Annotated in this window: 11 protein-coding genes and 1 other RNA gene; 7 read left to right on the top strand and 5 right to left on the bottom strand. The window is 63.6% G+C overall.

All coding sequences use genetic code 11. The features are described from left to right. Nucleotides 1-20: 20 nt before the first annotated feature. Nucleotides 21-407, top strand: a complete 387-nt coding sequence (locus tag C0Z18_RS03065; RefSeq protein WP_102643883.1) for a nuclear transport factor 2 family protein — start codon at nucleotides 21-23, stop codon at nucleotides 405-407. A 66-nt stretch (nucleotides 408-473) separates the two neighbouring features. Here the strand turns inward: C0Z18_RS03065 and C0Z18_RS03060 are convergent, their stop codons facing one another. The 3 genes from C0Z18_RS03060 to C0Z18_RS03050 form a co-directional block, all read right to left on the bottom strand. Beyond that, a complete protein-coding gene (locus C0Z18_RS03060; RefSeq protein ID WP_102643882.1) occupies nucleotides 474-1511 on the bottom strand; it encodes a helix-turn-helix domain-containing protein in 1038 nt (345 codons plus the stop codon). A gap of 267 nt (nucleotides 1512-1778) precedes the next feature. Then, nucleotides 1779-3167 (bottom strand): adenylosuccinate lyase, encoded by a 1389-nt coding sequence (purB, locus tag C0Z18_RS03055; protein ID WP_102644020.1) that lies wholly within the window; start codon nucleotides 3165-3167, stop codon nucleotides 1779-1781. A 144-nt stretch (nucleotides 3168-3311) separates the two neighbouring features. Beyond that, a complete protein-coding gene (locus tag C0Z18_RS03050; protein ID WP_102643881.1) occupies nucleotides 3312-4712 on the bottom strand; it encodes an MFS transporter in 1401 nt (466 codons plus the stop codon). Nucleotides 4713-5135: 423 nt separating this feature from the next. Between C0Z18_RS03050 and C0Z18_RS03045 the strand changes: the two genes are divergently transcribed. From C0Z18_RS03045 to C0Z18_RS03035, 3 genes are all read left to right on the top strand, one after another. Further along, nucleotides 5136-6095, top strand: coding sequence for a LysR family transcriptional regulator (locus tag C0Z18_RS03045; protein ID WP_102644019.1), 960 nt, complete (start codon nucleotides 5136-5138; stop codon nucleotides 6093-6095). A gap of 157 nt (nucleotides 6096-6252) precedes the next feature. Continuing rightward, nucleotides 6253-7557, top strand: a complete 1305-nt coding sequence (locus C0Z18_RS03040; protein WP_102643880.1) for a Glu/Leu/Phe/Val family dehydrogenase — start codon at nucleotides 6253-6255, stop codon at nucleotides 7555-7557. 189 nt (nucleotides 7558-7746) lie between these two features. After that, entirely contained in the window at nucleotides 7747-8472 is a 726-nt protein-coding gene (locus tag C0Z18_RS03035; RefSeq protein WP_102644018.1) for an amino acid ABC transporter ATP-binding protein, read from the top strand. Nucleotides 8473-8515: 43 nt separating this feature from the next. Here C0Z18_RS03035 and C0Z18_RS03030 read toward each other — a convergent pair whose 3' ends face one another. After that, on the bottom strand, nucleotides 8516-9427 hold the full coding sequence (locus tag C0Z18_RS03030) for a class II glutamine amidotransferase (RefSeq protein ID WP_102643879.1): 912 nt from the start codon (nucleotides 9425-9427) through the stop codon (nucleotides 8516-8518). Nucleotides 9428-9662: 235 nt separating this feature from the next. On the opposite strand from C0Z18_RS03030, the gene pyrC reads away from it, so the two are divergent. The 3 genes from pyrC to rnpB all read left to right on the top strand — a co-directional run bounded on the left by pyrC (nucleotide 9663) and on the right by rnpB (nucleotide 12066). Beyond that, the gene (pyrC, locus tag C0Z18_RS03025) at nucleotides 9663-10742 is read left to right on the top strand and encodes a dihydroorotase (protein ID WP_102643878.1); all 1080 of its coding nucleotides are present in this window, start codon (nucleotides 9663-9665) and stop codon (nucleotides 10740-10742) included. 35 nt (nucleotides 10743-10777) lie between these two features. Then, a complete protein-coding gene (locus C0Z18_RS03020; protein WP_102643877.1) occupies nucleotides 10778-11626 on the top strand; it encodes a DUF3025 domain-containing protein in 849 nt (282 codons plus the stop codon). A 28-nt stretch (nucleotides 11627-11654) separates the two neighbouring features. After that, an RNA gene (gene rnpB / locus C0Z18_RS03015) (RNase P RNA component class A) lies at nucleotides 11655-12066 on the top strand. A 100-nt stretch (nucleotides 12067-12166) separates the two neighbouring features. Here the strand turns inward: rnpB and C0Z18_RS03010 are convergent. Then, on the bottom strand, nucleotides 12167-12589 hold the full coding sequence (locus C0Z18_RS03010) for an OsmC family protein (protein WP_102643876.1): 423 nt from the start codon (nucleotides 12587-12589) through the stop codon (nucleotides 12167-12169). Nucleotides 12590-12852: the final 263 nt, after the last annotated feature.

Raw genomic sequence — 12852 nt, 5'->3', positions numbered from 1 at the left:
TACTATTCATGGAGTTACGTATGGCACTCAATCCGCTGCAGGTGTTTTTCTCGAAGGTCGGCGCTCGCGACCTGCCGGGTGCGCTGTCGGTGATCGACGACGCAACGGTGTTCGAGCCGCAAGGGCCGCAGAATCTGCCGATTTACGGCCGTTTCGTCGGGCGCGTGGGCGTCGAGCGTTTGCTCACCACGCTGGGCGAGCAGTTCGAGACGGAGCAGTTCGAGATTCGGAAATGGGCCGAGGCCGACGACCACGTGTTCGCCTACGGTTTCATGCAACACCGCGTGCGCAAGACGGGCAAAACGTTCAAGAGCGAATTCGCTGTCGTCGCACAGGTGGAAGGTGGCCTGATCCGTCATTACCGGATCTTCGAAGATACGGCGGCCGCCGTGGAAGCGTTCGCCTAAGCTCACGTGTAGGGGACGAGCGGCCCGGTGCCTAGGTACCGGGCCGCATTCGCTTGCGCGGCTCGCCTATCGCATTTGCGCGAGCCAGCCGCTGTAGTCGGCATCGATGCGTTTGGTAGTCGATAAGTGCTGCGCGCGCTCGGCGGCTTCGCGCGTCTCGCTCGGCGCGTGACCGAATTCTTGCTTGAACGCGCGGCTCAGTTGGGTGTTGCTGTTGAAGCCGTACCGGTAAGCGAGATCGCCGATTCGATGACGCGAACTGTCGGGCGACATCAACGCCCGGTGGATCGCGAGCAGGCGCCGCTTGCGAATGTAATTCGCGACGCCGCCGTCTTGTTCGAACAGCCGGTAAAGACTCGAGCGGGAAATGCCGATTTCCTTGCAGATCAAGTCCGGAGACAGTTCCGGCGATTCCAAATTGCGCCGGATGTACTCCTTGATCTTGACGTAAAGCGTCGACAGCAGTTCGTTGCGCGCGCTCGCGACGTCTTGCGTCGTCGGACTCAGCATGGCCTTCACGAGACTCAGCGTCGCCTGTTCGGCGTGCAGCGCCTCGAGCGGCGTGATCGAGCCGATTTTGCCCAACAGGCTTCTCAAATAATCGTCGAGCAGTTGACTGATACCGCCGCGGAAAATCGTACCGTGGATATGGGTGGGGAGATTCGGCAACATGTCGCGCGCAACGAGCAGCGTGATCGCATCGCCCGCCTCGATCTCGCGGCGATACGGGCGCGCTTGATCGACCATGAGGATTTCGCCGGGTTGGACGGACAACGAGCGTCCATCGATTTCGCCATGGACGGCTCCGCCGGTGCGCAGATTGAAGGAATAGTTATCCAGACCGTCACGTCTAATACGCGGGACGGACCGGTCGAGCATGTACGTGAGCGGAATACCGCTGTTCGGTTCTTGCCGGTAGGCCCATTTTCCGACGGAAATATTACCGAGCGTATATCCTTCGAATTCATAGTCGACTGCCGCGTCGAATGGAGAGGTCAAAGAGAATTCGGCAACCGAATATTGTGCCTGCCATGCTTCGAGACGTTCGCTAGTCGAATAGTCCTGTAAGGAAAATCGATACGAACGGAGATTTGTGTCGCTCATGCTGGCCCTCTGCTTGGTATTTGTTTTGATTATAAAAGCGAATTCTTGCGGCGACATGAAATTCAACTAATGCAATTGGCATTAACAAATCAGTCATATTCAAATCATTATTTGAAATGATGGCGCGGTTCGGTCGTTTGTCGAACCTTGGGGACGGCGAAGCACAAGCGGGGGCAAGCGGGAATGCGCGGGGTGGTACGCGCGCCGGTCGCGGCGGCGCGCGTTGAACGGGCGGGGAGCATGGCCCCCGCCATCGAGCGAATCGCTTCAGCCGATGCGTTTCGCCAGTTCGACGGCCTTACCCGTGTAGGACGCGGGCGTCATCGCCATCAACTGCGCCTTCGCCTCGTCGGGAATCGCCAGCTTGGCGATGAATTCCTGCAACGCTTCGCGCGTGATGCCCTTGCCGCGCGTCAGTTCCTTCAGTTGCTCGTACGGATTTTCGATGCCGAAGCGGCGCATGACCGTCTGCACGGGCTCGGCCAGCACTTCCCAGCAGCCGTCGAGGTCTTCGTTCAGGCGAGCCGGGTTGACTTCGAGCTTGTCCAGCCCGCGGATCAACGCGTCGTACGCCAGCAGCGAATAGCCGAGCGCGACGCCCATGTTGCGCAGGACCGTGGAGTCGGTCAGGTCGCGCTGCCAGCGCGAGACGGGCAGCTTATCGGCCAGATGGCGCAGCGTGGCGTTCGCGAGACCGAGGTTGCCTTCCGAGTTTTCGAAATCGATCGGGTTGACCTTGTGCGGCATCGTCGACGAGCCGATCTCGCCGGCCTTCGTCTTTTGTTTGAAGTAGCCGAGCGAGATGTAGCCCCAGACGTCGCGAGCGAGATCGAGCAGAATCGTATTGGCCCGTGCGCAAGCATCGAACAGCTCAGCCATGTAATCGTGCGGCTCGATTTGAATCGTGTACGGATTGAAGGTGAGCTTCAGGCGCTGTTCGATGATGTCGCGCGAGAACGATTCCCAATCGAAGCCCGGATAGGCCGACAAATGCGCGTTGTAGTTGCCCACGGCGCCGTTCATCTTGGCGAGAATTTCGACCTTGGCGATGCGCTCGATCGCGCGCGAAAGGCGCGCGGCGACGTTCGCGATTTCCTTGCCGAGCGTCGTGGGGCTCGCCGGCTGGCCGTGCGTGCGCGAGAGCATCGGCTGCTCCGCGTGCGCATGCGCCAGCGCCACGAGGCGGCCATGCACCGAGCGCAGCGCCGGCAAGATGACGTGCTCGCGGGCACCGGCGAGCATGAGGCCGTGCGACGTGTTGTTGATGTCTTCGGAGGTGCAGGCGAAGTGGATGAATTCGCTTGCGCGCTCGAGTTCGGCTTGGCCCTTCACCGATTCCTTGAGCCAATATTCCACGGCCTTGACGTCGTGGTTCGTGACGCGCTCGATCTCTTTGATGCGCGCGGCGTCGTGCACCGAGAAACGCGCGACGAGGTCGAGCAGGAATTGCTCGGCGGCTTCCGAGAAACGCGGGATTTCCGCGAAACCGGCTTGCGAGAGCGCAATGAGCCAGTGGACTTCGACCGTCACGCGATGGCGCATGAACGCGGCTTCGGAGAGCCAGTCGCGCAGCGCTTCGGTTTTGGCCGCGTAGCGGCCGTCGAGCGGCGAGAGGGCGGTGAGGGCAAACAGCGTATCGGCGCGGGTATCGGACATGATCGGCATCGCGCTCGAGGCGCGGGTTCGGGTGCAGGGGGAGAACCCGCGATTTTACCACCGCCGGGGGCCGTGCTTGGCGACGCACGGCCTCGCCCCCCACTATGTCCGCCGAGCGGCGTCCGCCCGGCCAAATCCGGCGCGTTATTCGCCGGCCGTGGCGCCGTGCGGGACGTGAGCCGCCGGCGCGGCCCCGATCGCGGCCCCGGCCGGGCTGGCCCAAACGAGCCACTGCGCGCGCAGCGCCAAAATCGCGAGGCAAGCGCAGGCCGCGAGCGCACCGAAGGTGGCGAAGCCCATTTGATAGCTGCCCGTGCTTTCCTTGGCGATACCCATGACGACCGGCAGATAGAAGCCGCCGATGCCGCCGGCCGCGCCGATCACGCCCGAGAGCAGACCGGTCTTGCCTTTCCAACGGTGCGGCACGAGTTGGAACGTGGCGCCGTTGCCCAAACCGAATGCGAGGTACAGGCAGACGAGGATCGCGATGCCGCCCCCGAGCGGCGGCATCCAGGCGGCGAATAGGAAGTCGGCGGCCGAGATCGCGGCCAGCAATCCGGTGAGCGCGCGCACGCCGGTGATCCGATCGGCCACATAGCCGCCGACCGGGCGCACGATCGCGCCGAGGAACGCGAGCAGCGACATGAACAGACCTGCCTCGAGCTTCGGCATTTGGTAAAGCGTCGTCAGCAGCAGCGTCACATACGACGACATGCCGACGAAGCCGCCGAACGTGATGCTGTAGACGAGCATCATGACCCACGTGTCGCGTTCCGCGAGCACCGCGCGATAGCGGGCCGGCAGCAGCGCAATGGCACCGGCCGCGCCGAGTACCGGCAACAGCAGCACGCCGGCGCGGCCCGAGCCGAATGCGCCCGCATGCACCGCGAGCACGAGCACGATCAACCCGGCGAAGATCGTGGCGAAGCCCGCAAGCGCGCGGCCGACGCTCCCGGCTTTTTCTCCGCGGTCCTCGCCCCAGGCGAAGAGTGCGAGACCGGCGATCGCCAGCAGCGGCAACGCGGCGGCGGCGGCGTATTGCCAGCCCAGCGCATCGGCCACGTGCGGGAACAGGAAGCCGTCGAGCACCGCGCCGATGTTCCCGGCTGCGGCCAAACCTAGCACGAGGCCTTGAACCTTCGGCGGATAGCTGCTGCCCGCCATCGGCAATGCGACGGCGAAGCTCGCCCCGCCCACGCCCAGAAACACGCCGAGCACGAGTAAGAGCGTGTAGGAGGGCGTCGTCGGTAGGAGCGGCAGCACGATAGTGGGCACGGCCGAGAGCAGCACGCCCATCAGCGCCACGCGACGGCCGTTCGTCGATTGATAGAGGTTGCCGAGCGCCACGCGCAAAATCGCGGCCGACAGGACCGGCACCGCGACGAGAAAGCCCTGCTGCGCGGCCGTCATCGCAATGCTCTTGCCGATGAAAGGAGCGAGCGGTCCGTACAGGACCCACACGGTGAAGCCGGTGTCGAAGTAAAGGAAGCACGCGAGGAGCGAGCGCCAATTGCCGCTCCGTAGCGCATGTTGCAGGTTCTTCATGATCGTCCTCGCGTCGGATGAATCGTATTAGGCGTTGGTGCCGGCGCCGCCTGCGGGGCCGCGCGACGGCTCGCCAATGCAAGCCCTATGCCATCGACGACTTCCCGAACCGGCCCGGCGTCCTGGGCGCCAGGTCCTGCTTGGGATTGCCGCATTTGTGATACTTGTTTTGCCGAGGCCCGGCCGGCGCGCGACGATCCCCCGCACGGTGCCGGCAGAGCACCTGCATCGCGCGGCAGGCACCGGCGATGTGCCCGGCGCGCGCCGATGGTGCGCTGCATCAACGTTGCCATGCGAACGCGCGCAATGGGGGCCGGCTGCGTCGCCGTGCCGCGCGGCACGAGCGCCGCGGGGCCATCGACCGGGGGGGCCGGTACAATGCGAGCGTCGTTCACCGTTCGGCTCGCACGGCCCTCGCTTCGCATGGAACTCAAATGGCTGGAAGATTTCGTATCGCTCGCCGAGACGCGCAGCTTTAGCCGTTCGGCCGAGTTGCGGCACGTGACGCAGCCCGCATTCTCCCGACGAATCCAAGCGCTCGAAGCGTGGCTCGGTACGGAGCTGATCGACCGCTCGGTCTATCCGACCCGGTTGACGCAGGCCGGCGAAGTGTTCCGGGAGCAGGCGCTCGCGATGCTCTCGCACATGCACGAGTCGCGGATCTTGCTGCGCGGGCATGCCGGCGCACCGGCGGCCACGATCGAGTTCGCGGTGCCCCATACGCTGTCGCTCACCTATTTTCCGAAGTGGCTGCAGCGCATCGAAGCGCAGATGGGCTCCATTCACACGCGGCTGCGCGCGCTGAACGTGCACGATGCCGTGCTCTCCCTAGTGGAGGGCGGTTGCGACCTCATCATGGGCTATCACCATCCGAGCCATCCGGTGGCGCTCGATCCCGGGCGCTACGACATGCTCACGCTCGGCTTCGAGCCGATCAGCCCGTTCTCCGCCCCGACGCGCGCCGGCCGCGCGCGTTATCTGCTTCCGGGCACGCCCGATGCACCCGTTCCGTATCTGTCGTACACGCCGAATGCGTACCTCGGCCGCATGACCGAGGTGATCGTGGCGAACGCGCCGGAGCGGCTCTGCTTGGATCGCATCTACGAAACCGACATGGCCGAGGCGCTCAAGGCGATGGCCCTTGCCGGGCACGGTGTCGCGTTCTTGCCGCACAGCGCGGTGGAGGATGCCGTGGCCGCGGGCGAACTGATCCGGCTCGACCGCACCGCCTCGCGTGGATTCGCCGCCGATCGCTTCACGTTGACGATGGAAATCCGCTTGTATCGCGACAAGCTCGCGAGCAACGCCGACGATCCGCGCCAAGAGCTCGTGCGCCGCTTATGGCAGGTCGTCGCCGGCGAGCTCGGCGTGACCCAAGCGTAAGCGCGCGTCTTGCCGGGCAAAGGCGAGGCGCGCCGTGAGGCCGAAGCCGTTGCCGGAAGGTTATGCAAGAAATGCATAACGGGATGACCAAACGGCATTGGATTTCAAAATGCCCTTTTTCGACAATGGCGCACATTCAGTGACCGTTGGAGTGTCCATGTCCTCGCAATTGCAGTCCACCACGTCTGCACAATCGATCCCCTCGTACCTTCATGCCGACGATCTCGGCCCCTGGGGAAACTATCTGCGTCAAGTCGATCGCGTCGCGCCGTACCTCGGTTCGTCGTCGCGTTGGCTCGAAACACTCAAGCGTCCGAAGCGCATTCTCATCGTCGACGTGCCTATCGAACTCGATAACGGCACCGTTGCGCACTTCGAAGGCTATCGTGTCCAGCACAACGTCTCGCGCGGCCCCGGCAAGGGCGGCGTGCGTTATCACCAGGACGTGACGCTGTCCGAAGTGATGGCCCTGTCGGCTTGGATGTCGGTGAAGAACGCGGCCGTGAACGTGCCGTACGGCGGTGCGAAGGGCGGTATCCGTGTCGATCCGCGCAAGCTGTCGCGCGGCGAGCTCGAGCGCGTGACGCGCCGCTACACGAGCGAGATCGGCATCATCATCGGACCGAACACGGACATTCCCGCGCCTGACGTCAACACGAACGAGCAGATCATGGCGTGGATGATGGACACCTACTCGATGAACCAAGGCCAAACGGCCACGGGCGTCGTGACGGGTAAGCCGATCGCGCTGGGCGGCTCGCTGGGCCGCCGCGAAGCGACGGGCCGCGGCGTGTTCGTCGTCGGCACCGAAGCGGCGCGCCGCGTGGGCCTCGACATTCAAGGTGCGCGTATCGCCGTGCAAGGCTTCGGCAACGTGGGCGGTATCGCCGCGCGTCTGTTCGAAGAAGCGGGCGCGAAGGTCGTCGCGGTGCAAGATCACTCCGGTTCGCTCTACAAGTCGAGCGGTATCGATACGAACGCGTTGCTCGCGCACGTGGCGAATACGGGTGGCGTGGGCGGCTTCGCGGGCGCCGAACCGCTCGCGAACGACGAATTCTGGACGATCGAAACCGACATCCTGATCCCCGCCGCGCTCGAAAACCAGATCACCGAAAAGAACGCCGGCAAGATCAAGACGAAGATCATCGTGGAAGGCGCGAACGGCCCGACGACGACTGCAGCCGACGACATCTTGCACGACAAGGGCGTGCTCATCATCCCCGACGTCGTGGCCAACGCGGGCGGCGTGACCGTGTCGTACTTCGAGTGGGTGCAAGACTTCTCGAGCTTCTTCTGGACCGAGGACGAGATCAACCAGCGTCTCGAGCGCGTGATGCGCGAAGCGTTCAATGCCGTCTGGCAGGTCGCGAGCGAAAACAAGGTGTCGATGCGTACGGCGGCGTTCATCGTCGCGTGTAAGCGGATTTTGATGGCGCGCGAAATGCGTGGCCTGTACCCCTGATTCCCTATCGCCACAAGCGAAACGGGTTTGACTTGCCGGCGCGCCCTTCACGGCGCATCCGGCTTCCCCTGGACGGGCGGCATCGAAAAGGTGCCGCCCGTTTTTCGTATGCGGCGAGGCCGCGTATCATGCGAAGGCTTCGCCGGCTCGAGCTGTGGGCGGCGAGCGTTTTTGCAAAGGGATGACTGGATGATTTCGATCGAGCACGTTTCGAAGTGGTACGGCACGTTCCAGGTGCTGTCCGATTGCACGACGCAAGTCGCCAAAGGCGAAGTCGTCGTCGTATGCGGGCCGTCGGGCTCGGGCAAGTCGACGTTGATCAAGACCGTGAACGGTCTCGAGTCGTTTCAAGAAGGCGAGATCGTCGTCGATGGTCAATCGCTGCGCGATGCGCGGACGAACCTGTCGAAGCTGCGCTCGAAAGTGGGCATGGTCTTCCAGCACTTCGAGCTCTTTCCGCATCTATCGATCATGGAGAACCTCACGCTCGCGCAGTTGAAGGTGCTCGGCCGCTCGAAGGACGAGGCCTTCGACAAAGGTTTGGCGCTGCTCGATCGCGTGGGTTTGAAAGCGCAGGCCGACAAATTTCCGGCGCAACTTTCGGGCGGCCAGCAACAGCGCGTGGCGATCGCGCGGGCCTTGTCGATGGACCCGGTGGCGATGTTGTTCGATGAGCCCACCTCCGCGCTCGATCCGGAAATGATCAACGAAGTGCTCGACGTGATGGTCGAGTTGGCGCAAGAGGGAATGACGATGATGTGCGTGACCCACGAAATGGGGTTTGCGAAAAAGGTCGCGCACCGTGTCATCTTCATGGACCGCGGGGCGATCGTCGAAGACGACCGGAAAGAGGCGTTTTTCGAGAATCCGAAGTCCGATCGCGCGAAGGAATTTTTGGCGAAGATCCTGCACTGAGCGTGCGAGCGGCCAAGCGCGCTTCGCTAGGGCGAACGGCGCTTTACGATTCGAATGCCGCGATGTCGTCAGCGTCGGCAACCGCGCCGGAGACGGCTAGCGGCGCGCGCGTCGAGGCCGAGGCGCTGGGGTCGCAGGCCGGGTTGCGTGCTTTTTCGAGCACGCTCAGCGGCACCGGAATATGCGCGCGCGCCGTGACTTCGCCGTCCTGGAACATCAGTAGATCGCCCGGTGCGAACGCGGTCCAAACCTCGTCGTCGGTGAGCGGCTGCGTGGCGATGACGGCTACGCGATCCTCGGGCGTCGTGTACTGCGCGAAATCGATCGACACGTCGGCATCGACCAGATGCGCCGTCGAAAACGGCCAACGCCTCACGATGTAGTGCAGATGCGTGGAGCAATGCGCGAACAGCGCCTGGCCGTTCGACATCAGAAAATTGAACACGCCGTAATTCGTGATCTCGCGCGTGAGCGCGGCGAGCGCATCGAACAACTCTTGCAGCGGCGGCTGCGTGCCCGGAAACGCGCGGCGCAAACCCTGCATCAATGCGCAAAACGCAAGCTCGCTATCGGTCGTGCCCACGGGTTGATACGTGCCCGTGATCTCGGGCCGGTACGCCTGTAAATCGCCATTGTGCGCGAAGATCCAATGCCGCCCCCACAACTCCCGCATGAACGGGTGGCAGTTCTCGAGCAGGATATGCCCTTGCGTGGCCTTACGGATATGCGCGATCGTGTTCTTCGATTTGATCGGATACCGCTTGACCATTTCGGCGATCGGCGAGGTGGCCGACGATTGATGGTCGATGAACAGGCGGCAGGCTTTGTCTTCGAAGAAGGCGATGCCCCAGCCGTCGGCATGATGATCCGTGATGCCGCCGCGGGCTGCGAAGCCCGTGAAGGAGAACGTGACGTCCGTCGGCGCGGCGCAGTTCATTCCGAGGAGTTGGCACATTTTACGGCTGGCGGTGCGTGTGAACGGGCGGGCCCCGACTGCGAACCCGCTACAATATGTTTTTTCGAAGCATATACCGAGCCGCCGGCCGAAAAAAGCGAAATCCGCCGGCGCGACGGTGCGGCCGTTGCGGTTTTTCCACGATGGCGCTCGGCTTGCTTGCCCTAAAGGTGTCCGTTTTCCACGTCTTGTTGCCACGCGGGTTACCCGCGGCCCTCCTAGCCCGATCTTCGCCATGACCGTTTCCGATTCGTCCCTGAACGCCGCCGGCGCGTGCGCCTCGCTCACCTTGGCCCGCCCCGACGACTGGCACTTGCATTTGCGCGACGGCGAAATGCTCAGCGCGGTGCTGCCCCATACCGTCCGCCAGTTCGGGCGCGCGATCGTCATGCCGAATCTGAAGCCGCCGGTCACGACCGTCGAGGCCGCGCGTGCGTATCGCGAGCGCATTCTCGCGGCGCTGCCGGTCGGTTCGACGTTCGAGCCGTTGATGACGCTTTATTTGACCGACAATACCCCGCCCGATGAAATCCGGCGCGCGCGCGAAAGCGGATTCGTGCATGGTGTGAAGCTGTATCCGGCGGGCGCGACGACCAATTCCGATTTCGGCGTGACCGACCTATCGAAATGCGCAAAGACGCTCGAGACGATGCAAGAAGTCGGCATGCCGTTGCTCGTGCATGGCGAAGTCACCGATGCGTCGATCGACCTGTTCGATCGCGAGAAGGTCTTCATCGATCGCGTGATGACGCCGCTGCGCCGCGATTTTCCGGCGCTAAAGGTGGTGTTCGAACACATCACGACGAAGGACGCGGCGCAATACGTGCGCGATGACGGCGCGCCGGCGGGCCTGCTCGGTGCGACGATCACCGCGCATCACCTGCTCTACAACCGCAACGCGATCTTCCAAGGCGGCATTCGCCCGCATTACTACTGTCTGCCGGTGCTCAAGCGCGAAACGCACCGTGTGGCGCTCGTCGAGGCGGCGACCTCGGGCAATCCGCGCTTTTTCCTCGGTACCGACAGCGCCCCGCATCCGAAGGGCCTGAAGGAGCATGCGTGCGGCTGCGCCGGTTGCTACACGGCGCTGCACGCGCTCGAGCTCTACGCGGAAGCGTTCGAAAATGCCGGTGCGCTCGATAAGCTCGAGGGGTTTGCGAGCTTCTTCGGTCCCGATTTTTACAGCCTGCCGCGCAGCAGCGAGCGCGTCACGCTCGTGCGCGAGCGCTGGACGCTACCGGCGGAAATCCTCGCGGGCGAAGCGTTGGTGGTACCGCTGCGCGCCGGCGAGTCGATCGGCTGGCGGCTCGCCTAAGCCAGGGTGGCCGGTTGCGCTTACCGGAACAGACGATGTTGCACGGATGCGCGGGTGCGCCCGAGGAGGGCGCGCCCATCGCCGGCATCGATCGAATCGACTGGTCGGCCCCTTGGCTGGCGCCTTACGCGGAGCGCGGAATGCGCTGGCGCGATCGAGCCGGCGCCGATCCGTCCGGCTATCTTCGGATGCTGGCACGAGAGGCGGCGCAGGCCGGGCATGTGACCGGCGCTGGGCGGCCGCTCTCGTTCATCGAGCAGGCCGAGTTGCCACCCGGTGTCGCGTATGAAGCCCATATCGCGCAAACGGGCTCGGTGCCGACGCGCCGCAACTTGCACGATTTTTTCAATGCACTCGTATGGTTTGCCCATCCGCGCGTGAAGGCCACGCTCAATGCGCGGCAAGCAAACGCAATCGATCGGAGCGGGGTGGGCGGCACACGCGGTGCCGAGCGCGATTTTCTGACGCTGTTCGATGAAAACGCGGTGCTGTTCGTCTGTGCGGACCCGTCTCTGAGTGCCGCGCTGACTGGATTCGAATGGCGGCGTTTGTTTATCGACGAGCGCGCTGCGTGGGGCGAGCGTTGTGAGGTGCGCGTATTCGGCCATGCGTTGCTCGAAAAGCTGATCGAGCCATACAAGGCCTGCACGGGGCACGCCTGGATCGTTGCCGCGCCGCCCGAGTATTTCGCCTGGACTACCGAGCGCCGCGACGACTGGCTCGATCGCGCGGTCGCCGCCTCGCTCGCCGAGGAGGAACTCGACACTCGCCGCTATGCACCGCTGCCGGTGCTGGGCGTCCCCGGATTTTGGCCCGCGAATGCCGATCCGCTGTTTTACGACGATGCACAGGTGTTTCGTTCGGGGCGGCGCCGGTCGCGGTGAGGCGGGCAATGGTAAACTGCACGTCAGCAAAGTAGGCCAGGCAGTCGCGGCTTTCCCGGTTTGCGCCGGGAAGGGCGAGGAAAGTCCGGACTCCATAGGGCAGGGTGATGGCTAACGGCCATCCGTGGCAACACGCGGAACAGGGCAACAGAGAACAAACCGCCGATGGCCCGGCGCAAGCTGGGATCAGGTAAGGGTGAAACGGTGCGGTAAGAGCGCACCGCGGCTGCGGCGACGCAGACGGCACGGCAACCTCCACCCGGAGCAATTCCAAATAGGCAGGCGCGCGCCTTCGGGCGCAGGGCGGGGCCCCCGTCTCGCTTGCGGGTAGGAAGCTCGAGCGCGTCAGCAATGGCGCGCCTAGAGGAATGGCTGCCACGCTTGCGGCGCCGTAAGGCGTCGCAAGTGCACAGAATCCGGCTTACCGGCCTGCTTTGCTTTTTACGTTATTTGGCGAGATCGATCCCCGCTCTCGTGACCGGCGATGATTTCTTCCGGCCAGCGGCTCGAAGGCGGCTCGCGGGCCGCCTCCGATGGTGTTCAAGCTTCGACGATCTCGAAAGAGTGCGTGAGTTCGGCCGTCTTGGCCATCATGATCGAGGCCGAGCAGTACTTGTCGTGCGATAGGTTGATCGCGCGCTCGACCGTGGCGGGATTCAGGTTCTTGCCCGTCACCGTAAAGTGGAAGTGGATTTTCGTGAATACCTTCGGGTCTTCGCTTGCGCGCTCGGCCTTGAGCGTCACGGAACACCCCGCGATTTCCTGCCGGCTCTTCTTCAAAATCATCACGACATCGTAGGCCGTGCATCCGCCGGTGCCGAGCAGCACCATCTCCATCGGCCGCGGAGCCAAATTGCGCCCGCCGCCTTCCGGCGCCCCGTCCATCATCGCCAGATGGCCGCTGCCCGTCTCGGCGGCGAATGCCATGCCGTCGGCCCCCATCCAGCTCACTTTGCATTCCATAGCGTCGCTCCCGTTCTTCCGAGTTTATCTTCGATGGATCGGCATTGTAGCCCCGGCCCCCGAGCGGGGTCGGGCCGCCTTTCCATCGCAATGGACAAGCATATCTCACATTATGAGATCTCTTTTCGCGATGCAAATTTTCTTGCCTAGTGCGCGCTCGCTCTGTACAATGCGCTTCATTGATTGTCGCTTTCGACAATCTCCGCATGTCTCCTCCACCCTCCTCCTTAGGTGGATTAAGCCCGAGCCTAGAGTTCGGGCTT

Origin of the sequence: Trinickia dabaoshanensis (assembly GCF_002879885.1) — a bacterium.
GTDB classification, from domain to species: Bacteria; Pseudomonadota; Gammaproteobacteria; order Burkholderiales; family Burkholderiaceae; genus Trinickia; species Trinickia dabaoshanensis.
The sequence above is the reverse complement of the archived record's forward strand: the minus strand, read 5'-3'. Positions and strand labels throughout refer to the sequence as shown.

What these genes read in the sequence shown, in the direction of transcription:
- pyrC (WP_102643878.1), top strand. Translation starts at nt 9,663, where the DNA reads ATGACCGTTTCCGATTCGTCCCTGAACGCCGCCGGCGCGTGCGCCTCG.
- C0Z18_RS03040 (WP_102643880.1), top strand. Translation starts at nt 6,253, where the DNA reads ATGTCCTCGCAATTGCAGTCCACCACGTCTGCACAATCGATCCCCTCG.
- purB (WP_102644020.1), bottom strand. Translation starts at nt 3,167, where the DNA reads ATGTCCGATACCCGCGCCGATACGCTGTTTGCCCTCACCGCCCTCTCG.
- C0Z18_RS03050 (WP_102643881.1), bottom strand. Translation starts at nt 4,712, where the DNA reads ATGAAGAACCTGCAACATGCGCTACGGAGCGGCAATTGGCGCTCGCTC.
- C0Z18_RS03020 (WP_102643877.1), top strand. Translation starts at nt 10,778, where the DNA reads ATGTTGCACGGATGCGCGGGTGCGCCCGAGGAGGGCGCGCCCATCGCC.
- C0Z18_RS03010 (WP_102643876.1), bottom strand. Translation starts at nt 12,589, where the DNA reads ATGGAATGCAAAGTGAGCTGGATGGGGGCCGACGGCATGGCATTCGCC.
- C0Z18_RS03030 (WP_102643879.1), bottom strand. Translation starts at nt 9,427, where the DNA reads ATGTGCCAACTCCTCGGAATGAACTGCGCCGCGCCGACGGACGTCACG.
- C0Z18_RS03065 (WP_102643883.1), top strand. Translation starts at nt 21, where the DNA reads ATGGCACTCAATCCGCTGCAGGTGTTTTTCTCGAAGGTCGGCGCTCGC.
- C0Z18_RS03035 (WP_102644018.1), top strand. Translation starts at nt 7,747, where the DNA reads ATGATTTCGATCGAGCACGTTTCGAAGTGGTACGGCACGTTCCAGGTG.
- C0Z18_RS03060 (WP_102643882.1), bottom strand. Translation starts at nt 1,511, where the DNA reads ATGAGCGACACAAATCTCCGTTCGTATCGATTTTCCTTACAGGACTAT.
- C0Z18_RS03045 (WP_102644019.1), top strand. Translation starts at nt 5,136, where the DNA reads ATGGAACTCAAATGGCTGGAAGATTTCGTATCGCTCGCCGAGACGCGC.